24 protein-coding genes and 1 riboswitch are annotated in these 26,084 nt (G+C 61.6%); of the genes, 13 read left to right on the top strand and 11 right to left on the bottom strand.

The annotated features are described in order from the left end of the window. Positions 1–3 precede the first annotated feature (3 nt). The 3 genes from AC2ETI_RS12555 to AC2ETI_RS12545 are packed head-to-tail and all read left to right on the top strand — an operon-like array spanning position 4 to position 2,761. Entirely contained in the window at positions 4–1,359 is a 1,356-nt protein-coding gene (locus AC2ETI_RS12555) for a sensor histidine kinase (protein WP_387405097.1), read from the top strand. Between the two features lie 48 nt (positions 1,360–1,407). Continuing rightward, the gene (locus tag AC2ETI_RS12550) at positions 1,408–2,061 is read left to right on the top strand and encodes a response regulator (RefSeq protein WP_021342792.1); all 654 of its coding nucleotides are present in this window, start codon (positions 1,408–1,410) and stop codon (positions 2,059–2,061) included. Positions 2,062–2,116: 55 nt separating this feature from the next. Then, a complete protein-coding gene (locus AC2ETI_RS12545; RefSeq protein ID WP_232816808.1) occupies positions 2,117–2,761 on the top strand; it encodes a DsbA family oxidoreductase in 645 nt (214 codons plus the stop codon). Here AC2ETI_RS12545 and AC2ETI_RS12540 read toward each other — a convergent pair. Both AC2ETI_RS12540 and AC2ETI_RS12535 read right to left on the bottom strand, forming a co-directional pair. Continuing rightward, positions 2,740–4,008 carry a GAF domain-containing protein gene (locus tag AC2ETI_RS12540; RefSeq protein WP_042950667.1) on the bottom strand — a complete coding sequence of 423 codons (1,269 nt, stop codon included), beginning with the start codon at positions 4,006–4,008 and terminating at the stop codon, positions 2,740–2,742. The genes AC2ETI_RS12545 and AC2ETI_RS12540 overlap by 22 nt on opposite strands. Before the next feature lie 77 nt (positions 4,009–4,085). Beyond that, positions 4,086–4,865, bottom strand: coding sequence for an acetoin reductase (locus AC2ETI_RS12535; RefSeq protein ID WP_020906092.1), 780 nt, complete (start codon positions 4,863–4,865; stop codon positions 4,086–4,088). A 219-nt stretch (positions 4,866–5,084) separates the two neighbouring features. Here AC2ETI_RS12535 and AC2ETI_RS12530 point away from each other — a divergent pair, with 219 nt between their 5' ends. Both AC2ETI_RS12530 and AC2ETI_RS12525 read left to right on the top strand, forming a co-directional pair. After that, positions 5,085–6,230: a hypothetical protein gene (locus AC2ETI_RS12530; RefSeq protein ID WP_046377895.1), complete on the top strand. Its 1,146-nt coding sequence runs from the start codon at positions 5,085–5,087 to the stop codon at positions 6,228–6,230. Positions 6,231–6,370: 140 nt separating this feature from the next. Continuing rightward, positions 6,371–8,206, top strand: coding sequence for a flavin-containing monooxygenase (locus AC2ETI_RS12525; RefSeq protein WP_020968370.1), 1,836 nt, complete (start codon positions 6,371–6,373; stop codon positions 8,204–8,206). A 59-nt stretch (positions 8,207–8,265) separates the two neighbouring features. Here AC2ETI_RS12525 and AC2ETI_RS12520 read toward each other — a convergent pair whose 3' ends face one another. From AC2ETI_RS12520 to mhuD, 3 genes are all read right to left on the bottom strand, one after another. Beyond that, positions 8,266–9,042 carry a CbtA family protein gene (locus AC2ETI_RS12520; protein WP_483633978.1) on the bottom strand — a complete coding sequence of 259 codons (777 nt, stop codon included), beginning with the start codon at positions 9,040–9,042 and terminating at the stop codon, positions 8,266–8,268. Next, on the bottom strand, positions 9,033–9,227 hold the full coding sequence (locus AC2ETI_RS12515) for a CbtB domain-containing protein (RefSeq protein WP_003945915.1): 195 nt from the start codon (positions 9,225–9,227) through the stop codon (positions 9,033–9,035). Before AC2ETI_RS12515 ends, AC2ETI_RS12520 begins: the two co-directional genes overlap by 10 nt. 25 nt (positions 9,228–9,252) lie before the next feature. Continuing rightward, positions 9,253–9,391: riboswitch (cobalamin riboswitch) on the bottom strand. A gap of 87 nt (positions 9,392–9,478) precedes the next feature. Next, complete coding sequence (gene mhuD / locus AC2ETI_RS12510; protein WP_007726927.1) at positions 9,479–9,787, bottom strand: mycobilin-forming heme oxygenase MhuD; 309 nt, start codon at positions 9,785–9,787, stop codon at positions 9,479–9,481. 45 nt (positions 9,788–9,832) lie between these two features. On the opposite strand from mhuD, the gene AC2ETI_RS12505 reads away from it, so the two are divergent. Next, on the top strand, positions 9,833–10,570 hold the full coding sequence (locus AC2ETI_RS12505; RefSeq protein WP_029254422.1) for an alpha/beta fold hydrolase: 738 nt from the start codon (positions 9,833–9,835) through the stop codon (positions 10,568–10,570). On the opposite strand, the gene AC2ETI_RS12500 is transcribed toward AC2ETI_RS12505, so the two are convergent. Continuing rightward, positions 10,555–10,980: an HIT family protein gene (locus AC2ETI_RS12500; RefSeq protein ID WP_019746817.1), complete on the bottom strand. Its 426-nt coding sequence runs from the start codon at positions 10,978–10,980 to the stop codon at positions 10,555–10,557. The two genes, AC2ETI_RS12505 and AC2ETI_RS12500, sit on opposite strands and share 16 nt — an antisense overlap. A gap of 38 nt (positions 10,981–11,018) precedes the next feature. After that, positions 11,019–13,637 (bottom strand): helix-turn-helix transcriptional regulator, encoded by a 2,619-nt coding sequence (locus tag AC2ETI_RS12495; RefSeq protein WP_483633977.1) that lies wholly within the window; start codon positions 13,635–13,637, stop codon positions 11,019–11,021. Between the two features lie 386 nt (positions 13,638–14,023). Between AC2ETI_RS12495 and AC2ETI_RS12490 the strand changes: the two genes are divergently transcribed. Both AC2ETI_RS12490 and AC2ETI_RS12485 read left to right on the top strand, forming a co-directional pair. Further along, positions 14,024–14,836 (top strand): hypothetical protein, encoded by an 813-nt coding sequence (locus tag AC2ETI_RS12490; RefSeq protein WP_483633976.1) that lies wholly within the window; start codon positions 14,024–14,026, stop codon positions 14,834–14,836. A gap of 70 nt (positions 14,837–14,906) precedes the next feature. Beyond that, the gene (locus tag AC2ETI_RS12485) at positions 14,907–15,929 is read left to right on the top strand and encodes a hypothetical protein (protein WP_446837266.1); all 1,023 of its coding nucleotides are present in this window, start codon (positions 14,907–14,909) and stop codon (positions 15,927–15,929) included. On the opposite strand, the gene AC2ETI_RS12480 is transcribed toward AC2ETI_RS12485, so the two are convergent. From AC2ETI_RS12480 to AC2ETI_RS12470, 3 genes are all read right to left on the bottom strand, one after another. After that, positions 15,926–16,807, bottom strand: coding sequence for an HhH-GPD family protein (locus AC2ETI_RS12480; RefSeq protein WP_024487744.1), 882 nt, complete (start codon positions 16,805–16,807; stop codon positions 15,926–15,928). The two genes, AC2ETI_RS12485 and AC2ETI_RS12480, sit on opposite strands and share 4 nt — an antisense overlap. 149 nt (positions 16,808–16,956) lie before the next feature. After that, complete coding sequence (locus AC2ETI_RS12475; protein ID WP_483633975.1) at positions 16,957–18,321, bottom strand: MFS transporter; 1,365 nt, start codon at positions 18,319–18,321, stop codon at positions 16,957–16,959. A 656-nt stretch (positions 18,322–18,977) separates the two neighbouring features. Further along, entirely contained in the window at positions 18,978–19,565 is a 588-nt protein-coding gene (locus tag AC2ETI_RS12470; protein ID WP_019749702.1) for a TetR/AcrR family transcriptional regulator, read from the bottom strand. A 160-nt stretch (positions 19,566–19,725) separates the two neighbouring features. Here AC2ETI_RS12470 and AC2ETI_RS12465 point away from each other — a divergent pair, with 160 nt between their 5' ends. Further along, complete coding sequence (locus AC2ETI_RS12465; protein ID WP_446837268.1) at positions 19,726–20,592, top strand: crotonase/enoyl-CoA hydratase family protein; 867 nt, start codon at positions 19,726–19,728, stop codon at positions 20,590–20,592. A 42-nt stretch (positions 20,593–20,634) separates the two neighbouring features. On the opposite strand, the gene AC2ETI_RS12460 is transcribed toward AC2ETI_RS12465, so the two are convergent. After that, a complete protein-coding gene (locus AC2ETI_RS12460; RefSeq protein ID WP_019749700.1) occupies positions 20,635–21,639 on the bottom strand; it encodes an AraC family transcriptional regulator in 1,005 nt (334 codons plus the stop codon). Positions 21,640–21,754: 115 nt separating this feature from the next. Here AC2ETI_RS12460 and AC2ETI_RS12455 point away from each other — a divergent pair, with 115 nt between their 5' ends. The 4 genes from AC2ETI_RS12455 (at position 21,755) to AC2ETI_RS12440 (ending at position 26,059) form a co-directional block, all read left to right on the top strand. Further along, positions 21,755–23,209 (top strand): aldehyde dehydrogenase, encoded by a 1,455-nt coding sequence (locus AC2ETI_RS12455; protein WP_069146929.1) that lies wholly within the window; start codon positions 21,755–21,757, stop codon positions 23,207–23,209. 13 nt (positions 23,210–23,222) lie between these two features. Continuing rightward, a complete protein-coding gene (locus tag AC2ETI_RS12450; protein ID WP_483633974.1) occupies positions 23,223–24,014 on the top strand; it encodes a maleylpyruvate isomerase N-terminal domain-containing protein in 792 nt (263 codons plus the stop codon). Positions 24,015–24,054: 40 nt separating this feature from the next. After that, entirely contained in the window at positions 24,055–24,891 is an 837-nt protein-coding gene (locus AC2ETI_RS12445) for an SDR family oxidoreductase (RefSeq protein WP_019749697.1), read from the top strand. Positions 24,892–25,090: 199 nt separating this feature from the next. Beyond that, on the top strand, positions 25,091–26,059 hold the full coding sequence (locus tag AC2ETI_RS12440; RefSeq protein WP_446837269.1) for an NADPH:quinone oxidoreductase family protein: 969 nt from the start codon (positions 25,091–25,093) through the stop codon (positions 26,057–26,059). The last annotated feature ends 25 nt before the right edge of the window (positions 26,060–26,084 follow it).

Genomic DNA, 26,084 nt, shown 5'->3' with positions numbered 1-26,084 from the left:
GGTATGGCACAAGTCAACGATGTGGGGACCGCTCACCGCTTCGGTCGAAAGATCGGGGAGCCTCATCCTTTCGGTCGGAGCTTGACGGTTCGTCCACCCGTTCGGCTGATTCGAGGCGTCGGTGGCGGTGGATACGCTTGCTCGGTGATCACCACCAAAGGAACCGTTGTGCGACGACGCGTATGGACTACCGCCGCCGTCGCGTTCAGCCTTTTCTGTTCCTTCATGACGGTGGGCATCGCAGGCGCGTCGGGAAATATGCCACCGGCATTGGTCGGGATCGGGTTCGTCCTGGGCGTGGCCGGTGGGATATCGCTTGTCTGGCGGCATCAACATCCCTGGGTGGTTCTGGCGATCACGCTGGTCGGCCCGCTGTTCTTCCCCACCGATGCGACGGCGGCGCTCATCGCGTTGTTCGCCGTTGCTCGGATCGCGCGTGGGCCTCAGCTTGCGGCAGCCGCGGCAGCTGTCTTCGTCGTGTGCGGAATTTCGTTGACCTACGACGCTTTTCGAAATCGTGAGTACTCCGTTCTCACGATGGGCACCGCGAAACCCAAAGACGGTTCGGTGGTTGTTCAATACGACGTCGCCATCTGGATCCCGTGGCTCGTCGCTGCCGTCATGGTCGGCATTGTCGTGGCGCTCTCGCTCCTGATTCGGACCAGAACCGAACTCGTCGAGGCAGAGCACGTACGGGATCTGGCCACCGAGAAAACCGATGTGATGCGTGACGAGATGATTCGCACCGAGGAACGAACGCGGATCGCTCGCGACATGCACGACACGATCGCGGCCAGTTTGAGCCGGATCTCGTTGTTCGCCGGCGGGTTGCAGGTCAGCGCGGCAGACAATCCCGAGAAGGTCGTCAACACCGCAGCGATGATCAGAACCACCGCACACGAGGCTTTGGACGAATTGAAGGGAATCGTCGGAGTGCTCAGGGGAAGCGGTGATCGCCGCGAACACGGTGGGCACCAGGGGATCGACGCGATCGGTGACCTGGTCAACAGTGCACGCGCGGCAGGCATCCACTGCCGTCTCGAATCCGAGTTGCTCCCGGGTGATGTCGGAATGTTGGCGGGGCATGTCTGTTATCGCGTCGTTCAGGAATCGTTGACCAACGTCCAGAAGTACGCGAGCGACCAGATGCTCGTCATTTCCGTGACCGGGTCGCCGCACGACGGAATCCGCATCCTCGCACGCAACAAGCTGAGCGAGCTTGCACCCATGACGTCGATCGGTTCTCGATCCGGCCTACGCGGGTTGGCCGAACAGGCGCGAGAGATCGGCGGCAAGGTGGAGGCAGGCGCGTTGGGGGACGATTTCCTCGTCAGTTGCTGGGTGCCCTGGTCGTCGTAGCCCTCCCACCCTCTAACTGTCGGGGGCTCTGGGTAATCTGAGCGCACTATGGACGCTGACTCGCGCATCACAGTTTTGATCGTCGACAACGACGCGTGGGTTCGGCGCGGGATGAAGGACATCCTGGAAGCAGCGCCGGACATCGTGGTGGTTGCCGAGGCCGAGGACGGCGATCAGGTCGCAGCCAAGGTCACTCGTTTTCGTCCCCACGTGGTGCTGATGGATCTGAAAATGGCACGGGTCGGCGGCTTGGAGGCCACGCGCGAATTGATGACCATGAGCAATCCACCGAAGGTCATTGCCATGACCGCCTTCGACGTCGACGACATGGTTGTGCAGGCAGTCGAGGCGGGCGCGCACAGTTTCCTGAGCAAGGACGCAGCTCCGCAGGCGTTCCAGCAGGCAGTGCGGGTAGTGGCGTCGGACCACTCGTTGTTCAGTTGCGATTCTCTGCGCGCCATCGTGGCCTCGTCGCCGCGTCGGCAAGCGCCCGATCAGACTCCGCTCGCTTCGCTCACCGAGCGCGAGCGCGAAGTGCTGACAATCCTGGCGACAGGCGCGGCCAACAGCGTCATCGCGGAGCGGCTGTACCTCGGTGAGACCACCGTCAAGACGCATATCTCTTCGCTGTTCGGCAAGCTGGGTGTGCCCAACCGCGTGAGTGCATCGTTGATCGCGTTCCGGTGTGGCCTTGTGACGTGACTCGGGACTAATCCCGACCCTGTTCGTTGTTGCACCTTCGGTGACTGATCAAATCGTGATTGACCAAGACGTGACCATCGAAGTGTGGTCGGACGTCGCTTGTCCGTGGTGCTACATCGGAAAGACCAGGTTCCTCTCGGCGCTGGATCGTTTCGAGAACAAGGACCGCGTCAACGTCATCTGGCGCTCGTACCAGCTCGCTCCGGAGACCCCGGTGGGAGAGGGCCGAACCGAACTCGACGCCTTGGTCGAAATGAAGGGGATGGCGCCTGATCAGGTACGTCAGATGTTCGCCCACGTCAGCGCGACGGCCGCCGAGGTCGGGTTGACCTTGGACTTCGAAACCGTGATCGCCGCCAATACCTTTGATGCGCACAGGTTGCTGCATCTCGCGGGTGAGCGGCAGAACGAACTCCTCGAAGCGCTGTTCAAAGCGCACTTCAGCGACGGCAAGGTGATCGACGACCGTGAGGTGCTGGTCGAGCTGGCCGTGAGCGTCGGCCTCGACGCCGATGTCGTGCGCGAGCAACTGGGCTCCGATGCCGCAGCGGAGGCTGTCCGCGAAGATCTGTCCATGGCCCGCCAACTGCAGGTCAGCGGCGTTCCATTCTTTGTCGCCAACCGTGCGGTTGCCGTGTCCGGCGCTCAGCCCGAAGAGGTGTTTCTGCAGTTGCTCACTCAGGCCTCCGAACCGGCCTGAGAAAGGCGAGCGGCACGCACAGCCGGAGCATTCGAAAACGGCAACAGATGTGCGCCGTTCACGGGGCAGGACAACGTCACGTGCGCTGCATCGACGAACCGGTACGGCTGCGCTGCAACAACTCCGGCGAGATTCTTTCGCAGACGCGACATCTCGGCCCGCGCGGTCACCGTGCGGGCCGGGTCGCCGAACAGATCTTGCGCCAACCGCGATGCAGTCAGTCCCCGTCTCTCGGATCCGAGGAGGAACAGAATCTCCGCATGTCGTTGGGTGGGGGCGTATGCCCATTCGCCGAAACCCGACGTGACTGTCACCGACATGTTCTCGGAATCGCGCAGATCGATATGCACCGTGGGCGCGCTGATTCTCTCGCCGGTGACGATCGGTCGAACCAACCACCCGCCGGGAAGCGGATCCAGTTCGCACAGGCCCAGTGCCGGGAACCATGTCCTGCCGGGAGCCAAAGCTGCGGGGAGCAGCACGCGCGAGCGATGAGGTAACGCGTCGACCGCTGCGACCCATCCGTGGGTGTCGATCACCAATGCGGGTGATCCGCTTCGTGCAAGCATCGGCCCTGCAACAGAACGTAGTTGATCGAGATTGTCCCGATGCTTGTCGCGCAGGTGTGATTGAGCGAGGCGTGCGACGGCGTCGACCAGGGCGAGCGTCGTGGGATGGACGGTCTTGGCAGGACCACTGATGTCGACGACGCCGATGACACGGTCGTCCCGCGGATCGCGGATGGGCGCCCCCGCACACGTCCACGGATGATGGCTGCGCGCATAGTGTTCCGCCGAGAAGATCTGAACCGCCTGTCGTGACACCAATGCCGTTCCGATGGCATTGGTGCCGACGCTGTCCTCCGCCCAGTTCGCCCCTTCGACAAATCCCAGACGCGCAGCTTGGTCCAGTACGCGATGGGAACCGCTGCGCCACAGTACAGTTCCGCGAAGATCTGCGACGACCATGATGTTCTCACCGCTCGCGGTGACCGATTCGAGTCCGCGTGTCACGTCGTCGAGCACGTCGTACAGTCCGGACTCACGGCGACGGAGATCGAGTTCGGCGACGTCCATCGACGGTTCGACCCGGCTGTGCTCGGGATCGATACCGAGTTCGCGCAGACGCTGCCACGATTGGCGCACCACGTCCCGTGGGCGGGCCGGTGCGCGGTCTCCGGCCATCGTCGCGTCGTACACCGCGGCGAGGGTCCTCGCGTAGTCGCGAGGATCCTCGCCGGGCGGCATCGCAGGCTCTGGCAACCGCTTTTTCAGTGAAGACATCGCTTTCAGCGAAGACGCCGCTTTCAGTGAAGACACCTCGGTCAGCGGTAGACGAGACCGCCGTCGATGAGACCGGCCTGCCCGGTCATGTAGTCGGAATCGGGCCCAGCGAGGTAAGAGACGAAACCGGCTACGTCGTCGGGGGTTTCAGCTCGACCCAGCGCAATTCCGCCGACGAACTTCTCGTAGGTGGCGCCCTCTGGCGCACCGGTCAACTCGGCGAACCTCTTGTCGATCGTCACCCACATGTCGGTGCCCACGACGCCGGGGCAGTACGCGTTGACAGTGATTCCGTCGGACGCGTATTCCTTGGCCGCAGCCTGAGTGAGGGCCCTGACCGCGAATTTTGTTGCGCTGTAAACACCTAACATGGCGAACCCGTCATGACCGGCGATGGACGACGCGTTGATGATCTTTCCGCGCTGACCGAGCGCCTGGAACTTTGCCGCTGCGGCTTGAATTCCCCACAGGACACCGTCGACGTTGACGCTCCAGATCTTGGAGACCTCTTCCGGCGTCGCATCGGAGATCGGGCCGACGAGAGCGATTCCCGCGTTGTTGACGATGACGTCGAATCCGCTCAACTCACTGTGCGCGTGTTCGACTGCGGCGTGAACCTGCGCGCGATCGCTGACATCGGCGATAAACGTCGTCGCACGACGACCGATCTGTCTGATCTCGTCGGCAACCGCATCCAGCTTGGTCTGGTCGAGGTCGACCAACGCGATGTCGGCGCCGTCGTGGGCGAGGCGGAGAGCGATTCCGCGTCCGATTCCTTGGCCGGCGCCGGTGACCAGTACTACCTTGCCCGTGATGCTCATGCAGATCTCCTCGTAAGCAGTGAACCAGTCGGTTGTGAACCGGTGAGTGATTTGTATGTGACGGCGACCACAATGCGGAAGGGTTGCACCGTGTTGCAATTCCGGAAAATCGGACAGCAGTTGCAACCCTCGGCAACCCTCCCGGTACCCCGCGCGACGGTTCCATAGTTGCGCCACCACTTCGCGAATCATCTTGCGAGACAATCTGGGAGAGGGCACATGACCGCTACAGTCGACACACCCACGGAACCGGCCACGCCGAGCCGACAACCGTCACGCCGCTGGATCGGGTTCGGGATCGCGAACCTCGTGATCGTTCTCGTGCTGGCCGTGGCGAGTTGGTACCTTCTGGCCGATCCGACCACCAGTCCCTGGAGTTTCTATCCTCTGCCGTTCAACGCGGCGCTTTTCTGGGCAATCCTTTTTGTTGTGTTCATCGGCTTCAATTGCGAGTTCGCCGGCTTCGATCGACTCCCGCAGCCGGCGAAAGGCTTGGCGATCATGGTCGCGACCGCGGTCTTCGCCGTCGTGGTGACGTGGCTCCTGGCAAACGGCTTGGGGAGTTTGTACCCGGATTTCGCGGCCGATCGTGAGGGCGGCCTCGGATATTTCGCGGGTGCGCTGTTCGTGCTCTTCGGCTTCGGGACCTGGGTGATGGTGGTCCTGAACTGGCAGCATTGGCCGTGGACTTCCCTAGGGATGAAGCAGCCGTTGGTGGGTTTGTGTGAGATCGCGTTTGTCGCCGTCCCGACGCTGGCGCTGTACTTCGTGTTCGGTCTGCCGTCCGTGTCGCTGTCCGCCACGGATCCGTTGATGACCGTCGACACCGTACTCGGGTGGTTCTACTGCGTCGTGGTGGTCGTGATCCTGACTGGCCAGACGCTCGACAACTGGCCGTGGCGACTGTTCGGCGGCGGCGGTAAGACGGCGCTCGCAGCCACGATCGGTAACTTCGCCGTCGGAACCGGCTTGTACTTCGTGGCACTTCCGGTCGTGAAGGTGTTGGTGGGAAGCGATGCCGTTGCCGAGTTGGGTGGTGTGGTCCATCAGTTCCCGGCGCAGCTCGGTGTGTGCTGGGCCTTCTGGATGATCTTCTGGGCCAACGCCTTCGGTAACAAGCCCACGGGCTTTGCGGACGGGGTCAACCTGGCGATCCGCGCGCTGCTCACGTTTGCGCTCGCGGTGGTCACATTCTTGTTCTATTACCGCTTTGCGGCAGAGCATATTCTTCACGAGCCGGCAGTTGTCGACGGATTGCACGGCAATGCACTGGGTTTCGTGGACTGGGCCGTGTTGTGGACGCTGTTCTACGTCGTGGGATTTCAGTCGCTGGGACTCGGCAAATCCAAGCCTGCTGAGGGGTGAGTCGGTTGCCCGCACATCGGTGTGGGTAACCGGTATCGGGCGGCGGCACCGCGCCCGCTGATTGCAACAGACTGCAACGCTTGTGACCGGGGCCACTTATGGGATGTGCTGTGTGTCACATTCACAAACAAGGAGAAGTGATGACGCAAACCATCGATTCCGCAGTCACCCCCGAGGTGAAGTTGACGGCGGTGACACCTCAGGAACGCGTCGACGCCTGGCTGGCGGATTTCGAGTCGGCCCTCGCGGCTCGTGACATCGAGCGTGTGGCAGGCAAATTTGCACTCGACAGCTTCTGGCGAGACTTGGTGTCGTTCACCTGGAACATCAAGACCGTCGAAGGTCGCGAGCAGATTGCCGACATGCTCTCCGAGCGTCTCGACGACACCGATCCTTCGGGATTCCGGACCACCGAGACACCCGACGAAGCCGACGGCGTCACGTCGGCCTGGATCGAATTCGAGACTGCAACCGGTCGCGCGCACGGGCACCTTCGTTTGAAAGGAGATGAAGGTTGGACCCTGCTGACGTCGTTGCAGGAATTGAAGGGACACGAAGAAGGTAAGGGCACTCGCCGGCCTCGTGGAGCGAAGCACGGAGCAGACCCGAACCGCATCACGTGGGCCGAGCAGAAGGAGATCGAGGATCGCGAACTCGGTTACACCACACAGCCTTACGTCGTGATCGTCGGCGGCGGACAGGGAGGCATCGCCCTCGGTGCCCGGATGCGCCAACTCGGAGTTCCGGCCATCGTGATCGACAGCCACGAGCGACCCGGCGACCAGTGGCGCGGACGCTACAAGTCCCTGTGCCTGCACGATCCGGTTTGGTACGACCACCTGCCATACATGCCGTTCCCCGACAACTGGCCGGTGTTCGCGCCCAAGGACAAGATCGGCGACTGGCTCGAGATGTACACCAAGGTCATGGAGGTTCCGTACTGGAGTTCCACGACCTGCACCTCCGCGTCGTTCGACGAGAAGACCCAGGAATGGACCGTCGAGGTCAACCGCAACGGCGAGAAGCTGACGTTGCGTCCCAAGCAGTTGGTGATGGCGACGGGTATGTCCGGCAAGGCCAACGTTCCGACGTTCCCCGGGCAGGACAAGTTCCTCGGCGATCAGCACCACTCGAGCAAGCACCCCGGCCCGGATCAGTACGTGGGCAAGAAGGTCGTCGTGATCGGGGCCAATAACTCCTCGCACGACATCTGCGGCGCACTGTGGGAGAACGGCATCGACGTCACGATGGTGCAGCGCAGCTCGACGCACATCGTGAAGTCGGATTCGCTGATGGATTTGGGCTTGGGCGATCTGTACTCGGAGCGAGCACTGGCCGCGGGCATGACGACACACAAGGCAGACCTCACGTTCGGTTCGCTGCCGTACCGGATCATGCACGAGTTTCAGATCCCGGTGTACGACGCAATCCGTGAGCGCGACAAGGATTTCTACGATCGCCTCGAGAAGGCGGGCTTCGAGCACGACTGGGGCGACGACGGTTCAGGTCTGTTCATGAAGTACCTACGCCGCGGCTCGGGGTACTACATCGACGTCGGCGCGGCCGAACTGGTCGCGAACGGGGACATCAAGCTCGCGCACGGCAACATTCGTGAGCTGACCGAGAACAGCGTGATCCTCGAAGACGGTACGGAATTGCCTGCCGACGTGGTGGTCTACGCGACCGGCTACGGCTCGATGAACGGCTGGGTGGCGGATCTGATCGGTCAGGACACCGCCGACAAGGTCGGCAAGGTGTGGGGCCTGGGGTCGAACACCACCAAGGATCCGGGACCGTGGGAAGGCGAGCAGCGCAACATGTGGAAGCCGACGCAGCAGGAAGCGCTGTGGTTCCACGGAGGCAATCTGCACCAGTCGCGCCACTACTCGCTGTACTTGGCGTTGCAGTTGAAGGCGCGTTACGAGGGCATCCCGACGCCGGTGTACGGACTGCAGGAAGTGCATCACCTGAGCTGAAATAGAACTGCTGTGCGCCTTTATTAACCGCCCGCGGTTAATAAAGGCGCACAGCAGGTTCAGCGAAGGGCGTACTTTTTTGCTACTTCGGTGTTCTTGGTCGCGCGCTCGGTGAGGAAGGCGAATGCCAACCCGAGCACGAGCCAGAGCGTCGCCTGCGTAGCGAGCGAGGAAAGTCGGAACTCCCACAGCAGAGTTGCCGGGAAGTCCTCGCCCACCTCGTTGATGCCGGGAAGCGAGACGTAACCGATCGTGGCGATCACCAGGAACGCAGCCACCGGAGCAGCGATGCGCACGCTGAGGAACTCGTGCCCGGAAACTGCCTTTGCCGCCGCTGCTGCCGCGGTGACGGACAGTAGCCCGAGAATCACGGCGGCCAGCCACAGCAGTGTGCGCTGGTTGATGGTGTCGGGATCTCCGACGGCCGGCGGATTGGCCGGGTACTTGAAGAAGGGCACGGCCTCGATGGCCAGCCAACCACCGACGGCGATGGTGATCGCCAACAACGGCCCGGACATTCCGGTGAGTCGTCGAGCGTAATTGGCAACGACCGAGAAGATTGCCCCGAGTGCCAGTCCGGCCAGCGCTGTGGCCAGGAACAGCCCGGCGCGCTGCCCGTCGCGGCTCACCAGTGGTTCTTCTTCGTGACCGTGCGAATGCCCAGCGGCTTCGCCGGCAACCTCACCGGTGGCGCTGTTGGCTTCTTCGATCGCAATGGCGGCATTGACGTGCGGTTCACCCAGCACGAATGCAACTCCGCCGGCAAGGATGCCTGCGATCAAACCAGCCAACAAACCACGAATGAGAAGCTTCGTGAAATTGTCGACTAGTGGCACGGCAGGCCCATCAAGTGTCGACCGTCGTGCATCAATTCATGCATGTACATGCCGGTGCGAGAGATAGCGCCCTGGTCGAATCCGACCAGGTAGAGAGCGAGCATCGCGAACAGAACTACTGCAGCGGCGAGGAAAGCAAGACGAGTCGAATCGATCGACGTATCGGGAGAATAGGCGAGAGCCATCGAAGCCTCCTGGGATTTTCGCGTCCCCTAGGTCCATGCGATGGCCGAAGTGTCTGGCTGTCGAAATAGTCGTGCCGAAAAAGGCACTTCACCTCGAATTACAGTGGCGCGACCGCTCCGGGCTTTCACCGGATTCCTGTCGGACCATCGCGTTTACATGCGAACTTTTGCACTACTGCCCGCACCGTGTCAACGCGTAAGCCGAGATGACCGTCGATTGTGCCCGCCAAGGCGGGCACAATCGTTCTAGATCAGCTCTTTGCGGCGACGTCCAGGACAACTTCGAACTCGAGCAACGACGCACCCGAAGCGACGGGCTTCGCACGCTCGCCGGAATGGGCTTCGCGGGCAGGGCCGTCACGCCAATCGGCGAACGCCTGCTCGGACTCCCACTGCGTCACCACGAAGTAGCGGCTCTCACCTGCGGTGGGGCGGAGGAGTTGGAATCCGAGAAAGCCCGGGGAGTTCTCGACTGCATGAGCGCGTGCTGCGAAGCGCTTCTCCAGTTCGGGGCCGGCGCCCTCGGGGACCTCGATTGCATTGATCTTCACGACTGCCATGCAAGCGACATTACCCGCGCACCTTCACCGCGTACCGTGACACTCGTGTTGCATGACGAAGGTGGAACAGGACAACCGATTCTGTTGTTGCACGGCCTCATGGGCAGCTCGAGGACGTGGCGACGCCAGGTGCCGTGGATCCGCGAGTTCGGCCACGTCTACACGTTCGACGCCGCCGGTCACGGCCGGCCCGCGCCGTCAGAGCTGACCACCGAGGCATTCGTCGACGACCTGGCGTCTGCCGTTGCGTCCATCGAGGAGCCGATGATCGTGATCGGCCATTCGATGGGGGCTCTGCACGCGTGGTGCTTCGCTGCATCGCATCCCGAAAAGGTTTGTGCACTGGTCCTCGAAGACATGGCTCCGGATTTTCGCGGACGCACCGCCGCGGATTGGGCTCAGATGATCTCGGCGTGGCCGCAGCCGTTTGCTTCCGAGGACGCGATGAAGGAATTCTTCGGGCCCGTCGCCGGCCAGTACTTTCTCGACTCTTTCGACCGCCGCGACGACGGGTGGTACCTGCACGGCGAGGTGTCGACCTTCCGCGACATCTCGGAGGAGTGGGGCACGAGGCATTTCTGGGATCAGTGGAAGGCGATCGACGTGCCGACCTTGCTGATCGAGGGAGAGTTCACCATCACCCCCGAGGGACAGATGCGAGAGATGGCCGAGAGGCCGGGAACTCGGTACGTACGTATTGCCGATGCAGGCCACCTGGTTCACGACGATCAACCGCAGCGCTATCGCGAAGTGGTGACGGAATTCCTTCAGACGGTGAGCTGACTGCGGATCGACGCGCCCACCTGCTCCAGTTCGACGGCTCGCCTGGCCAGGAGTCCGGCAGCGAACTTCGCCTTGTCGCCGCGATGGCGGGGGACGACGTGGAGGTGCGAGTGGAACACGGTTTGGCCCGCGGCACGCCCGTCGTTGACGAGAAAGTTGACTCCGTCAGCGGCGATGTCGCAGCGGCGTAGAGCTCCGGCGATGAGCGTGCCGACGCGGAACATCTCTGCGCCCTCGTGGCTTTCGAGAGCATCGAGGTTTTCTGCATGACGCTTGGGGACCACCAGGGTGTGTCCGCGACTCACCGGTCGGGCGTCGAGAAATGCAAGAGTCGTCTCGCTCTCGTGGACGAGAATCGCCGGCTCGGTCAGCGCGACGATCTTGCAGAAGACACAGGTATCGGTGCTCATGCCTACAGAATGTAGTCCGAATCAGATCCGACACGGGACTACAGCAGGCGCAGCTGACGTGCCTTCGTGATCGCTTCGTTTCGATTGTGTACGTCGAGCTTCTTGTAGAGAGTGCGCAGTTGAGTCTTGACGGTGTTGACGGACACGTAGAGTTTGTCGGCCATCGCGGCCGATCCCATGCCGAGCGCCAGGAGGGAGAGGACCTTCTGTTCGCGTTCGGTCAGCTCCACGATACGTACGGATCCCGGAAATGATTCCGCAGGAGCACTTTTCGAGAACTCGGCGAGTGCACGCGATTTTGTTACTGCCATCGATTCGAGTTTCTCGACGTCCGCCGATCCAATGGTCGCGAACGGACGCAGAAGTCCGGTTTGGTCCGCGATACTGCACGCTCTGGACCACTCCTGAGAGGCGAGGCGTGGCTCACCCAGCTCGGAGTGTGCAACCGCTTGCACCAGAAGCGATTCCATCTGTGCCCGCGGATAGGATTCGCCAGACCAGTCGAACTGATGGCACAGCGCCACAGCGGCCTCGTTCTGGCCGATTCGCTGACGTAAACGCGCCACCGACGCGAGCGTCCACGGGTTGGCTGCAGGATCGGCAATTTCCTTGGCCAGAGCCGTCGCCTTGTTTCCCTCGCCGAGTGCGAGCAGGAGATCGATTTCTGCGGATTGCAGCAGAGGAAGCGCGAAAGACGTGGCCGTGTACTGCTTGGAATGCACTCCAATCGCGTTGTGGAGCAAGGACAGAGCGGAAGATGCACTGCTCTGAGTCAGGGCAAATTGGCTGTGCGCATAGACGACGAACGCCCATAGCTCCTCGGTGTCGGACGGAACGCCGAGTTCGGTCAGTGCGATACGTGCGTCACCGAAGTCGAGTGTGTCGAGAGCGGCGAGAGCCCGTGCCGTCAAGCCGGCGATCTTGACTACAGGTTCGAGCCAGCCCCCGGGGTCAGGATGCTTCTGTTCGAGTTCGAACCAGTGTCTGGCCTGCCGCGGCTCACCTGCCAAAGCCCAATTCAGGGCGGCACTACCCGCAGAGTTGCGAGCGATGAAGTCGACTCCGTGAGACAGGGCGCCGTGGTATGCCATTCGAGCCTTGATCGTGGATTCGGTGAACCTGCCGCTCAATTGAAAATTGATCGCCCATTGAAGTCGCATCAGGGGGAGTTGTGCGCTGACCGCTTCCGGATTGTTTTCCAGCGCACTGCGGCTGAGGTGAGACAGTCGCCTGGTGGTCTCTGCCGAGAGCCCGTATTCACCGGCCATCCTGAGCATGATCGATTGAACGCAGGCGATGCTCAAGGCGTCCTTCGCGCTGGGTTGGGCGCCGAGTTCCCACAGTTCGGCCGGCGATTCGGGTAGCAAGTCGATTACCGTGGATCGCTTGCTCGGATGCATCGTGAACAAGGCACGCCCGGCCTCAACGGCAGAGTGCTTGTCGGCAGCTTCCGCCGGAATCCGTTGGAGGGCGGAGCGAACCGAGTCCAGGTTATGCACGATCATCGTCACCCAATGTTGTTCGACGATGTCTACTGCCAGGGTCCAGTTCTGTGCCTCGACCGCGTAGTCCAGCGCCGACGCGTGATGACCGTTGTCGAGTCGATTGTGAGCGAGGAATGAAAGACGTTGCGACGGATCGATTCCCGCGCGGGTGTGGTGCGCGAGTATCGATCGTCGAATGGCGGGAGGCAATGCCCATGTTTCGTCGGCTTCGGCCTCGACGCGCGACAACAAGCCGGCTGTCTCCAGCGTCACCAGCCGCGAGCGGATCTCATGAACGGTTTCGGCAGTGTCAGGGCGCTGGGACTCGAACAGCATTGTGGCGACGCCGACGGTGATCGATCGACCAAAGGCGGTCGCGAGTAGGAACTCATGTTGCTTTAGGCGCTCAGCGGTGGCGAGAACGGAATCAGTCACGTAATCGTCTATCGCTTGCGCGGTGTTCGTTTTGATCTCTCGCTCACGGTTGCTGTTACGTGAGTCCCTGACGGCGGCGACTGCGGCGCGAACCAATGCGGGCAGCCCACCCGTCAGGGATGTGATTTGTTCTGCATCACCTTCAGCCGTGCGCACCCCCGCCTGTTCCAGCAATTGGGCGGTATCGGATGTCGTGAACAACAGCTCATCGGCGCCGATGACCGCGTGATCCGTGTCGAGAAGGTATGGCTCGGCGAACATGCCGAATCCCGAGAGCGTGACCACGAGGTCCAGGTTGTGGCAGAGGGTGAGGAGATCGATCAACTGATCGTCCAACTCTGGTTCCGATATCAGATCCGGCCTGATCAGCACGAGCAGCACGGGGCGGCTGAGGGCGTTCAGGGATTTGGCGGCAGCGGTGAAAGGATCGGCGAGATCGTCGACGTCGGGCAGTGCGATTCCGGCAGCGTGGATTCGATCGAGGACAACGGCCCAGAAATCTTCGAGTGTCGACGAGGGCTCTGGGGCCGAGACCCAGACGAGTATTCGTTCGGATGCCAGATGGGCGCGCAGCCACGATGCGATCAACGACGATTTCCCGTGGCCGTTCGGTGCACGGACGACGGTCAGAGCGGCGCGTCGATCCAGTTTCGCGAACAGTGCTTGCCGAGGAATCGACTCGGTGAGAGTGCGCCTTTCGGGAATAGCTGCCCAGTCGTGGCCGTCCCTCCCGAACATCAACGCGGACCCTTTCTGCTTTCACGCCCCACGCTAATTGGCGGATTTGGGCGGATTGTCTCGATCCATCTATCTACATGGAGGAGCGTAGCTGGTGCGAATCCAGAGCGTGTCATCCCGGGCAATTCACCCGCGACTTCACCCCGGGTGAGAGAAGTTCACCCACATAATCATGCCGTCACCATTGGCTTTCGAGTCCCTCGAGCGACTTCTATTGAACGTAGCTCGGGATTCGCCAAATCTGGTCGAGAGTGCCCGACCGGGCCCCGAGGGTCGGCCATCGAAGGAGTGTCGTGAGAACTCGTCTGTCAGTGGTGTGGTCGAAGGCGGTTACGGTCCGACTCCGACCGAGAGCGTGCGCCCGAAGAGTGCGAGGCGTAGTCGTGGTGACAGGAGTGTTACTTGTCGGCGCAGCTGCGCTCGGTGCGCTACCGATGCAGTCGGATGTTCGATTGGCAGCCGAGGGAGAGTCCGCTTCTCCCTTCACAGTCGAGTTGACGGCGATTGACAGTGCGCCGCCGTTCGACCCCGGTGACGGTCCAGGGCTCGATACCGGGCCGTCCAACGGCATTGTCCGAGAGGGTGATCCGGTGACGTATGTCGTAGACATCGGCGTCCGGGGCAACCCGCTCTCGGACGTGGTCGTGCAGCTTCCGGTGCCTCGAGGTTTCGTTCTACCGTCCGTGCCTGACTACTGCGGAGACGGCTCGGGTGTCGACGAGTTCGGGTTACATTGCCTGATAGGCAATCTGGAAGCGGACCGGTACTTCACCCGGACAGCGACGATGATTGCGGGAAAGCGGGAAGACGCCGACGGTCTATCGATTGCTGCACTGGTCACCGCAGATCGAGGGGCGGCTCGCGTGCGGTCGGACGATGTCACCGTGCGGGTGGCGACCACCCCGGGAGTGTGTGATCCACAAGGGAATTCTGTTGGTGGTCGGAGAGACCAGGGGACAGCTGTCTCGGCAGATGGTCGGATCTCAGGTCTGGTGACGTCGGGCATCTCGGAGGCGGTGGTGATCAACGGCGTCGATCAATGCGGGCACGCGATAGCGCGGACGGTGAAACCGTTCGAGGGTCGCTTCTCGTTTGTCGGACTCCTGCCGGGGACGGATCGCGTCACGGTCGACGGCCGAGCGCCGGTGGACGTGGTGTTGGAACCAGGCGCAATGGCGGTCGGTGGCCTGACGTTCTGATACAGCTCCACAGTGATAGCAACACCTGAAACAGTTCAGAACCAGTTGGAAACAGTCGATGGAGGATCCAGTGCGTGAAAGCCTGGGCGTGGTATTCGAAAACAATTCCATTTCAACAGCTCTCGTAGATGCGGACACACCCCTTCTGGGCTCGATCGACGAGTTCCGTCATCCGTGGGGCGCGAACGGGACTGTTCCCTCTGCGCAAGCGTCGGCACGCGCGCTCGCCTCCGCTGCCGAGGTCGCCACCGGTCGGGCCCTGCGCTCGAACCTGTGCCCCACCGTCGTCGGAGTGATGTGCGAGCGCGCGGACGTGCGCGAATTTGTCCCGGGTTCATTGTCCTCCAGCACTTTCGAGAACATCGAGTTGGTCAACGGTCTGGACGCTCGCATTGCCTACTTGCGGACGGTCGACGCCCTGAATGGTATTTCGCCGATTCTCGCATTCTGGCCGGACGGCGGTGAGACTGTGATCGCTGCCATCGATCCGAGCGCCGGCGTCGTGGACTCGGCGCACCGTTACGCAACCGCCGAGTTGCTTACAGACAGCTCGACATTTGCTGCGACATTGGACCTGCTCGTCGCTGAACGAGACCCCGTGCCCAAGATGCTCGTCGCGATGCTGGTGAAGGAAGAGTCTCGGCAGCTGTCCGCCGAAGCCGCCGAATCGGCAGGGCTCGGCTTCCTGTATCTCGGCGAGCGCGCCCAACTGGCGATAGACGCTGCGCTGGTAGCGGCCGGTCGGGGGAGTGAGGTCAGGTCCGCTGGCAGCGCGGCTGTTCAGCCCGTCAACAGAATCCGGTGGGCGGCGGCAATAGTGCTGCCGCTCCTGCTCATGCTGACGGGATTGCTGATCGCTCTGTCGCCGGACGGGTCGCGAGCGGTGTCCACTGATCGCCCGAACGTCGGCGCCGAGCCGGCGAACCCGACGAGCGGGCCACCGTCCGGAGCGGCCCTACCGATCCTGACGCTCCCGCCTTGCGACCCGGTGGTACCCGTCGTTCCCGCTGCGTTTCGGCGTTCGGATCCTGATGTCACACCACCCCAGACCGTCGAACCAGCAGAAGCATGCGACCCGATGCGAGTGGGCTAGGGCGTACCTTCTCCAGCCAGTGCAAACAGGCCGTCATCGGTCTGCTCGACCAGTCCGTCGACCAACAAGGAATGTAGTGCGCGGTCGCGCTGACCAGGATCGGTCGGCCAGACGATGTCGAGTTGCGCGCGTTCGACCGGACGGTGGCTCTCGCGCAGAACGGCCATCAATTTTCCGCGAACTTGGCGATCGGTGCCCGCGAACTTCTGCACCTTCTTGGGCGGTCCGGTGTGTGCCGGTTTGCCCGAAGCGACCCACGCGCAGTTCGGCAAAGGGCAGTTCTCGCAGTTCGGCGTCCGCGCAGTGCAGATCAGTGCACCGAGTTCCATGAGAGCGGCGCTGTAGGTGGCGGCGCGCGCTCGTGTCCGTGGCAGCAGCGCCGCGACGTCGGCGAGGTCTCGCGTGTTGGACGGATTCCCGGGTTCCGCATTGCCGTGGACGGCTCGCGCAACTACGCGTCGTACGTTGGTGTCCACCACCGGCACTCGCTGTCCGTAGGCGAAGCACGCCACGGCGCGGGCGGTGTACGAACCGATTCCCGGTAGCGAGAGCAGGGTGTCGACGTCTTCCGGCACCACGTCACCGTGCTCGGCGGCCAGGACGCCCGCGCATTCGTGTAACCGAAGCGCGCGTCGTGGGTAACCAAGTTTGCCCCACGCGCGAAGTACTTCTGCCTGACTCGACGCTGCCATCGCCGACGGTACCGGCCAGCGCTCCACCCACTCTTCCCAGATGGGCGCAACGCGCACCACCGGCGTCTGCTGGAGCATGATCTCGCTCATCAGGATCTGCCAGGCACTGACGCCCTCGCGTCGCCACGGCAGGTCACGAGCCGTCTCGGAGTACCACTTCAGCAGCACCGAAGATTCCACTGCCACTGCTACCGACACACTCCTCGAACCTGTGCTCCTGGTCGACGAAGGACACGTCGACTTGTGGGGGCCACTTTATCGGCAGTCGCCGACAGTCATTTCTCGTACCCGAAAACCTGGGGTGAGTGGCATCGAGACCACTCACCCCAGGTTGATCATGATGCGTACTGAGCGTTCGCGGTCTCCACACGGGCGCTTGCGACGGTCGGCGAGGTTCCGGAGTATCGGCGAATGATCACGTAGAGGCAGATCAATCCGATAGCACCGGCAGCGGCGAGGAAGGAACCGACCTTCCATGCGTTGTCCGGATTTCCGTTGATCAGCATCACCATGATCATCGGCGCGAAACCTCCGATGATTGCGGAGATCTGATAACCGAGTGAAGCGCCGGAGAATCGAATCTCCGGTGGGAACAGTTCAGCGAATAGTGTTCCCTGCGTGCCGGTTTGGAGTGACATTGCTACTACGCCGACGATAACCGCGACGGCAAACGGCCAGATCGTGTCCGGGCTGGATCCACCGATCATCAGCCACATCGGGATACCCCAGAGCATCATGGCTGCGGTGCCGAGGCCGAAGACTAGTTTGCGACCGTAGAGGTCGGACAGATATCCCGCCAGCGGAACCAGGGGAATCTGTATTGCACATGCGATCAGGATGTAGGTGAGGACCGTCGACCGCGGTATCTCCAGGTAGGTGGTCGCGAACTGAACCGAACCGGTGATCATCGTGTAGAAGAAGATCACGCCGATGGCATTGGCGCCTGCTGCAGCGAGGACTGTGCCTGGATTCTTCTTGAGCACTTCGAGAATGGGGGACTTCCGAACGACCGGCGATTCGGCGAGTTTTTCTGCGAGTGCCTTGAACTCGGGGGTTTCTTCGAGATAGCGATGGATGAGGAATGCCACTGGAAGCATGACCAAGCTGATCCAGAACGGGATCCTCCATCCCCAGGAGAGGAACGAATCAGCCGCAAGAGTTGCTGTCAGGACCAGGAACACGATATTGCCCAGCACCACACCGATCGGAACACCGAGTTGGGCGAAGCTGCCGAAGAGCCCGCGGCGGTCCGCCGGTGCGTTCTCGGTGGCCAGCAATACGGCCCCGCCCCACTGTGCTCCCACGGCCAAGCCCTGGCAGATTCGCAGCGTCACGAGAATGGCCGGGGCAAGCCACACGACATTGGTGTTGGGGACGAAACCAACCAAGGAGGTTGCCACAGCCATGAGGACCACGGCGGCAACGAGCACCGGCTTTCGGCCGTACCGGTCACCGAAATGACCGGCGAGCACACCACCGATAGGACGGGCGATGAATCCGACTGCGACGGTGGCAAACGAACTCATTGCAGCGACCACCTCGCTGTCGGTGGCGAAGAACGTCGAGTTGAACACGAGCGCGGCGGCAGTCGCGTAGATGAAGAAGTCGTACCACTCCAGGGAAGTGGAGATAGCGGCTGCAAAGGACGCGCGCCGAGATCTGCCCGGGCGCTCCACCGCAGATTCGGTGTTGTTGGTCATCGCGATTCGCTCTCTGTGGGGTCGTTCAGTTGAGTTCGGTCAGGACGTGAGTTGCGGCAAGTTCGGTGTGCGGCCGACGACGAGCTTGTCCCGAGCGCCGGCACCAGACGGAATCGTGCTCGCCGGGTATGGGGTCGAAAGGTGGTGACGCAATATCCAAGTGCGAGTGGGTTCTTCGATACGAGCGGTCATATCTCGCCGCCATTGCCGTACCGGAGGCGCTCGCAAATTCGGGTGGCGAAGGTGACCACGTCGAGGCCGCCGGCGACGTGTGCAGCGTCATCTCGTGGCAATGCGGAGGTGGTCATGTGGCCCGCACTCCTTCGTTCCGAATTTGCCAAACGATCGTTCGGCTGCGAGTCATCATTGACCTAACGATCGTTAAATGTCAATAGTCGGGAAAAGTGCGCTTTTGCAGCGACTTTCTCCGCAGGGATGGTGCGATTCGGAATCTGTTGCCAAACGATCGTTCGCCTGAGATGATGATTAGTCAGTGATGCAGGTCTCAGGAATGGAGATACCGATTCGAGCGGCGGGGTGCGGACGAAAGTCGAGGCACGCTGGTCTCGCACATCGACGGCGTTATGTGCCTTCTGTCCTGGAGCCCTTCAGGTCTTCGGGCCTTCAGATCTTCTTTGGCGGAGGTGTCGCCCAGCTCAGCTTGATTCGATCATCGCGGTCGCCAATGCGCAGTACCGAGACGCGATATCTTCCGCATTCATCGGTCCGTCGACGCGCCACCACACACAGACTTGCTGCCCCATGTTGATAATGGCGCGCACGGCATCTCGGGGAAATGGAGTGTGGAAAGCACCTTCTTCAATGCCGCGTTCGACGACGTCGCGAAACATGCTTTCCTGCTCGTCGCGCAAGGCTACGACCAGACGGTGACCCGATTCGTCCAAGCTGCGCAATTCTGTCGCTCCTACGAGGGCGTCTTCGCGCCTGGTCGTATGGAACATGACCCAAGCGCGGACGATTGCTTGCAGTTGGTCTTTCGGGTCGCCGCCGGAGCGCAGCAGTGCACTGCGGGTCATGCTGATGGCGTCGTGGAGCGCCCGAATCATGATTTCCTGAAGGATTTCCTGCTTGGATTTGAAGTGGTGGTAGATGGACGCGACAGTGAGATCGGCGCCGGCGGAGATATCACGCATGGACGTCCCGTGATAGCCGCGCTCGTTCATGTTTCGGACAGCGGAATCGAGTATGAGTTGCCGGACAACGACTGTCTTCGACCCACTCATTGTTCGGTTTCCTTCTCATTTCCTCGGTGCCTGCGTCTTGCCCAGCTTAGAGCCGAACAGTCGCGGGACACACCTGATGGAAAGGAACCGTCTTGAACTGCCGATATGGGCAGAATACCGATTATCGTTCGCTAATCGCCACCCGGAGAAAGAGGTACCTGTGGAACACATATCGATGAGTATCGAAGACGGTATCGCCGTGATCACCCTTGATCGACCGGACAAGCTGAACGCATTCACCACGACGATGGAAAACGAGCTCATCGAAGCGTTCGACTCCACCGACGCGAACGACGCTGTGCGCGCGGTGATCCTGACAGGAGCGGGCCGCGCGTTTTGCGCGGGGGCAGATCTGTCCTCGGGGGCAGAGACGTTCTCCGAATGGAGCGCCGAGTCGAACGGAACTGACGCGGACGGTGACGATCTACGTCGGGACGGCGGCGGACGCGTCGTCCTGCGAATGTTCGATTCATTGAAGCCGATCATTGCGGCCATCAACGGACCGGCGGTCGGCGTGGGTATCACCATGACTCTTGCGGCCGACTTTCGCTTGGCCGCCGACGACGCCAGGATGGGTTTCGTCTTCAATCGGCGAGGACTCGTGCCCGAGTCGTGTTCGTCGTGGTTGCTGCCGAAACTGGTTCCGCTCCAGCGAGCCCTCGACTGGATCTACTCCGGGCGGATCTTCACTGCTACGGAAGCATTTTCGGCCGGGTTGGTCTACCGACTGCATTCGCGCGAAGATCTTCTAGGGGAGGCGACGGCGCTCGCGCATAGCCTGACCCGTGACAGCGCGCCGGTATCGGTTGCCCTGTCGCGTCAGATGATCTGGCGCATGCTGGGAGTCGAACATCCCATGGTCGCGCATCGCGTCGAGAGCATCGGAATTAATGCTCGCGGTGCTCAGGCTGACGTTCGTGAAGGTGTTGCGGCGTTTCTGGAAAAGCGAGAGGCGGTGTTTCCTGACCGTTGCAGTGACGCAATGCCAGATCTGTTCTCATCCCGTCTCCCACGCCCCCGGTGGTGAGCCGCTACGACCTTCGAACCGTCGGCGTCGTAGCTCATGCGGTCAACCAGCGCGGCGGGTAAGTGCCCTCCGCTTCTCCAGGGGCGTTGTGGAGAACCAACGCCTACAGCTTCGAGTGAGGGTGCTCGGTTCGGAATAGCCGAGTTGGCGTGACACTTCGGAGAGGGACACGTCTCTGTTCGAGAGAAGACCGAGAGCGAGTTCGCGTCGTGAATCGTCGACGAGCGATTCGAACGCCTTGCCTTCCAACGCCAATCGTCTCTGCAATGTTCGCGGGTGCAGCATCATCAATGTCGCGACTTGCTTCAGTGTGGCTGCCCCTGCAGGCAGGGAACGCACGATCAAAGCCGACACCGCGTCGTGGAACGCCACATCCGGATCTCGACCTGCCATGAAACGCACGGCGAAGTCGTAGGCCAACGGATCCACCCGGGGCAGGTGGCGATGCATGACTCCGCGCGGAAAGGTCAACAGATTCCGATCCGAGCTGAACTCGACGGAACAACCGAAATACTCGACGTACCTCCGTATTTCGGAGATCCGTGGATGTTGAAACGAGATTTGCGTCGGATGGAAATCCGGGCCGGCCATCATCCGGAACGTCTGAAGCGTTACGCCCATCGCCAGTTCCACGACGTGGGACCGATACGGAAGTCGATGCAGCACGGTGTCGAGTCCGTAGGACACCTCGGTGTCGCCGACTGTCAGATCGACCGCCAACGCCGGACTGTACACGTGCGCGTATCGGGCGACGTCGTGCAACGCATCTCCGATTGTCTCGGCACTGCGGGCCGCGATGGCAACCGGACCGAGAATGTCCGGGTCCTGTCTGCCTGCGAGCCTGAGTGCGAAGTCGGGCGACTCCAATTCATCCGCACAGAGTCCGAGCAGCGTGGACAGGGCGCTGAACGGCAAGAAGTGGTCGTACGCGCCGATGATGGCCGGATCGATGCCCACACGGTCGAGGAATTCGTACGGATCTCCGCCGAGTTCGGAGATCAACTCGGGCAGTCGCGTCAGCGACGAGGCACTGATCAGATCTGCCATGTGTCGAAATGTAAATAAATTGGCGCATGATGTCAATTTTCTCGTCCTCTGAGCAGTGATGATCAACACAGGTTGGCTGGTTCAACGTCGAGCGCCATCCCTGGAGGAGCCAGAAATGACAACACTCACCGACCGCACTGCACTGTTCATCGATGGACTGTGGAGAGCGCCGGATACTTCCGAAATCATCCGAGCCGTATCACCTTTCACAGAGCAGCAGATAGGCTCGTTCCCCGCCTCCGTATCGACGGATGTCGACGCAGCTGTATCAGCGGCTCGAAAAGCGTTGCGACGGAATGACTGGGCCGATCTTTCCCCCGCCGAACGTGCGCGTGTCATCCGCAGGTTCGCCGACGAACTCGAGAAACGATCCGAAGACCGCGCGTCGGCGGTCACTCACCAGAACGGCATGCCTATCGAGCTCGCCCGTTTCGCCGAGGGGGCCGCACCCGTCCAGCTTTTGCGCTATTACGCAGGCCTCGCCGAGTCGATGCCTACCGAAGAGCGACGGGCCAGCCAACCGATGCCGGGTACGACAATCGTGCGACGCGAGCCGATCGGTGTCGTTGCTGCCATCGCGCCCTGGAACTTCCCGGCTGTGCTTTCGATGTTCAAGATCGCCCCGGCTCTTGCTGCGGGATGCACCGTCGTGCTGAAACCCTCTCCCGAAACCACCTTGGACTCCTATATATTGGCCGAGGCCGCCATTGCGGCAGAACTTCCCGCGGGTGTCATCAACATCGTGACTGGCGGACCGGAGATCGGTCAGTATCTCGTGGCGCATCCCGGGATCGACAAGGTAGCCTTCACCGGATCCACTGCGGCCGGTCGACACATCGGCACGGTGTGTGGCGGTATGCTTCGCCCCGTTACCTTGGAGTTGGGTGGCAAGTCGGCGGCCCTGGTCCTCGACGACGCGGATGTCGAGGAGACGGTAACCGGTCTGGCAACTGCGTCCCTGCTCAACAGTGGGCAGACGTGCTATATGTCGACTCGAATCTTGGTTCCCCGCAGCCATAGTCGAACGTACGTCGACGCCATTACCGCAATGGCCGAGGGTCTGCAGGTCGGCGACCCGATGGAACCGTCGACGTTCGTCGGCCCGATGGTGAGCGCAAGGCAACAGGAACGTGTGCTGTCCTTGATCGACCAGGGACGCTCGGAGGGCGGAACTGTCACCACGGGTGGCGGACGCCCCGCCGACCTCGACACCGGATTCTTCGTGCAGCCCACGGTGTTCGCCGATATCGACAACGACAGCACCATCGCACGGCAGGAAGTATTCGGGCCGGTGCTGTCAGTCATTTCATACGACGACGTCGATGAGGCTGTCGCGCTTGCCAACAACTCCGAGTACGGCCTCGGTGGGACTGTATGGACCTCCGACGAGGAACGCGGTATCGCAATTGCTCGACGTGTCGAGACCGGCTCGTTCGGTGTCAACACCTTCAACCTCGACTGGGGTTCACCGTTCGGTGGAGTCAAAGCCAGCGGCCTGGGTCGTGAACTCGGTCCCGAAGGGCTCGCGGCGTACCAGCAGCTCAAATCCATTTTCCTCGCATCCTCGTAAGAATCGAGCCACCATGTCCGACGCAGGACTCGCCGGCGCTCGTGCGCTGGCAGAAAACACAGTGAAAATCGCCGAGCAGTTCGGCACCACCGAGTGGGAAGCAGACAGCGCGTGCCACGGTTGGCGCGTCCACGATCTCATCGGTCACATGGCGTTCTTCTTCAACTTCATCGCCGATCCGGATCTGGTGTTCCCGCCGAACCCCAGTGGAAAGTCCGAGCGGCTCAACGACGCTGCCGTCCGCGAGCGTGCCGATCTACCGCACGAGCAGATTCTGGACTACTACCGGGAACAATCCGAAGCGGGACTCGCGACGTTGGCCGCGCTGCAGACAGAGGAGCTTCGCAACAACACACTCGAGATGCTCGACCTCGGGACTTATCGCCTTCATCAGCTCAGTGACGCAGTGTCGTTCGACCATCTCGTCCATTTGACGTCGGATCTTCTGTCGCCGTTCGGACCGTTTCCTCACGGTGAGATCGACATGGCGGCCGCTGTCGATCCGGCGATCGACTGGATGGTTGCGGGGCTCCCGCAGATGTGCGGCGAAGCTGTCGCCGCCGCCTTGACATCGCCTGTGGCACTGCGCCTCAACGGCGCCACCGAGCGCACTTTTGTCATCTCTCATGGCGATGGGGGAGTGACCGTCACCGAAGCTGACGACGTGCCGGAGAACGTCGCGACCACCCAGGCCACCGAATTCCTGCGGTGGGGGACCACTCGATCTGCATGGCGGTCTGCCGTCGAGGTTTCCGGCGACCGCAAGACCGTCGCCGCAGTCCTCGATGCCATCAACATCGTCTGACCCACAACGAACCCGAGATCCAGAACAAGAGGAAACAGCTATGTCTCAGTACTTGCAGGACAAGGTCATTCTCATCACCGGTGCAGGCGGTGGGTTCGGTCAACTCATCGCCGAGAAGGTGGCAGCGCAGGGCGCCAAAGTCGTCGGCGTGGACATCAACGAGGCGGGCCTGAAGACTGTATTCGACGGTATCGCGGCCGCGGGATTCACCGGTACCTACAAGATTGCCGACGTCACCGACATGGATCAGGTCATCGCTGCGGCGCAGCACGGCATTTCGGAGTACGGAGCGCTCGACGTACTCGTCAACAACGCAGGCGTCATGCCTCTCGCGTATTTCGCCGATCACGAACGTGCGTGGCAGAAGTGGCACAAGGCAATCGACATCAACATCAAGGGCGTCGTGAACGGAATCTCGGCCGTATACGACCAGATGATCGAGCAGGGACGCGGTCAAGTCGTCAACATCTCGTCGATCTTCGGAAACGCAGGCATCGACGGTTCCGGCGTCTACAGCGCGACCAAGGCTGCAGTCACCACGATCTCGGATTCACTGCGAATCGAAGCCAAGGGCAAGATCAAGGTGACGACGGTCAAGCCCACAGGCGTGACAGGAACAAACTTGGCGAGCTGGATCGTCAACGAGAACGCGATCCTCGGTCTCACCGGTCAACGTGCGGGTACCTACATGGAGAACGTCGGGCATCTAACCGACGGCACCCTCAGCCCCGGGCAGAAGGACGTCGACTCCATCGAATACTGGCTGATCAAGCCCGACGACCTGGCTGACGCTGTTGTTCACATCATCGATCAACCATGGGGTATCAGCATCAGTGACATAACCGTGCGCGCCAGCGGCGAGGATTACCTGTACTGACGACCTGATCGAAAACCGCTCTCTGCCAGTGTGGCTTCGCGAACATCGTCGAGGACTACGGCCCGGGGGCATCCCGCGGTCAGACGTCATTGCCATGGTCTGCCTGTCGCCGTAGAGTCCTACTTAACGATCGTTAAACTGTTGCTACGGCGGATTCCGTTTGTCAACGAAGTCGCCGGGACCAGTCCGAGGAGTTTGAATGAAAGCAGTCCACTTGGTGGAGGCGACGGGGTCCGGAGGTCTGTCGTTGGTCGATGTCGACGAACCTGTCGATCCGGCACTGGTGGTAATTGATCTGCACACCGCCGGAGTGAGTTTCCCCGATCTTCTCCAGACCACGGGCAGCTACCAAACGGTGCGCGAATTACCTTGCGTGCTAGGCGTTGAGGGCGCCGGTACCGTTCGGAGCGCGCCGCCAGGGTCCGGCTTCACACCCGGGCGGCGCGTGGCCGTGCTTACGACCGGGGAAGGCGCGTGGCAGCAGACCGTTGCGGTCGCGCCGTCCAATGTCTTTGCTCTGCCTGATGCGGTCTCGCTCTCGGCCGGCTCGGGATTTCTCCTGAATTATCTGACCGCGCATTTCGCCCTCGACGAACGCGCGCGATACCGTGCCGGCGAGACCGTCCTGATTCACGGCGCGGCCGGTGGGTTGGGTACGGCCGCGTTGCATGTCGCGTCAGCGCTCGGTCTGGAGACAGTCGCTGTCGTGAGTACAGGCGAGAAGGAGAAAATCGCCGCGGAGTCCGGGGCAACGCACGTCGTGTCGGTCGACGGGTGGAAGGAACGCGTCCAACGGATTACGAATGGGCGCGGTGTCGACATCATTCTCGATCCGGTCGGTGGTGACCGCTTCACCGACAGCCTGCGCAGCCTTGCGCCGAACGGTCGCCTGGTCGTTTTGGGATTCACCGGCGGTGATATTCCCACGGTCAAAGTCAATCGACTTCTCCTGAAGAATATTTCGGTTACCGGTGCAGGATGGGGTGAATATCTGAAAACCGATCCCCAATATCTGGCGCGTCAATGGCAGGAGCTCTACCCCCTGCTCGAGTCCGGAGCTCTGAGGGTGCCCGAGCCCACCCTCTACCCCTTGGCGCGTGCCGCCGATGCATTGAAGTCGTTGAGTGAGCGTACGGCGGTAGGAAAAGTCGCGCTGTCTCTCGAATGATCTCTACACGAACAACTTTGTGAAC

The sequence above is a fragment of the Rhodococcus sp. MurmanLake-1 genome (assembly GCF_056945715.1).
Note: the sequence above shows the minus strand (reverse complement) of the source record. Positions and strands in the feature narration are given on the sequence as shown.

Coding starts and splice junctions, on each gene's coding strand:
- AC2ETI_RS12555 (WP_387405097.1), top strand. CDS start 4: ATGGCACAAGTCAACGATGTGGGGACCGCTCACCGCTTCGGTCGAAAG.
- AC2ETI_RS12550 (WP_021342792.1), top strand. CDS start 1,408: ATGGACGCTGACTCGCGCATCACAGTTTTGATCGTCGACAACGACGCG.
- AC2ETI_RS12540 (WP_042950667.1), bottom strand. CDS start 4,008: ATGCCGCCCGGCGAGGATCCTCGCGACTACGCGAGGACCCTCGCCGCG.
- AC2ETI_RS12535 (WP_020906092.1), bottom strand. CDS start 4,865: ATGAGCATCACGGGCAAGGTAGTACTGGTCACCGGCGCCGGCCAAGGA.
- AC2ETI_RS12530 (WP_046377895.1), top strand. CDS start 5,085: ATGACCGCTACAGTCGACACACCCACGGAACCGGCCACGCCGAGCCGA.
- AC2ETI_RS12525 (WP_020968370.1), top strand. CDS start 6,371: ATGACGCAAACCATCGATTCCGCAGTCACCCCCGAGGTGAAGTTGACG.
- AC2ETI_RS12515 (WP_003945915.1), bottom strand. CDS start 9,227: ATGGCTCTCGCCTATTCTCCCGATACGTCGATCGATTCGACTCGTCTT.
- mhuD (WP_007726927.1), bottom strand. CDS start 9,787: ATGGCAGTCGTGAAGATCAATGCAATCGAGGTCCCCGAGGGCGCCGGC.
- AC2ETI_RS12500 (WP_019746817.1), bottom strand. CDS start 10,980: ATGAGCACCGATACCTGTGTCTTCTGCAAGATCGTCGCGCTGACCGAG.
- AC2ETI_RS12495 (WP_483633977.1), bottom strand. CDS start 13,637: ATGTTCGGGAGGGACGGCCACGACTGGGCAGCTATTCCCGAAAGGCGC.
- AC2ETI_RS12475 (WP_483633975.1), bottom strand. CDS start 18,321: ATGACCAACAACACCGAATCTGCGGTGGAGCGCCCGGGCAGATCTCGG.
- AC2ETI_RS12470 (WP_019749702.1), bottom strand. CDS start 19,565: ATGAGTGGGTCGAAGACAGTCGTTGTCCGGCAACTCATACTCGATTCC.
- AC2ETI_RS12460 (WP_019749700.1), bottom strand. CDS start 21,639: ATGGCAGATCTGATCAGTGCCTCGTCGCTGACGCGACTGCCCGAGTTG.
- AC2ETI_RS12455 (WP_069146929.1), top strand. CDS start 21,755: ATGACAACACTCACCGACCGCACTGCACTGTTCATCGATGGACTGTGG.
- AC2ETI_RS12450 (WP_483633974.1), top strand. CDS start 23,223: ATGTCCGACGCAGGACTCGCCGGCGCTCGTGCGCTGGCAGAAAACACA.
- AC2ETI_RS12445 (WP_019749697.1), top strand. CDS start 24,055: ATGTCTCAGTACTTGCAGGACAAGGTCATTCTCATCACCGGTGCAGGC.
- AC2ETI_RS12440 (WP_446837269.1), top strand. CDS start 25,091: ATGAAAGCAGTCCACTTGGTGGAGGCGACGGGGTCCGGAGGTCTGTCG.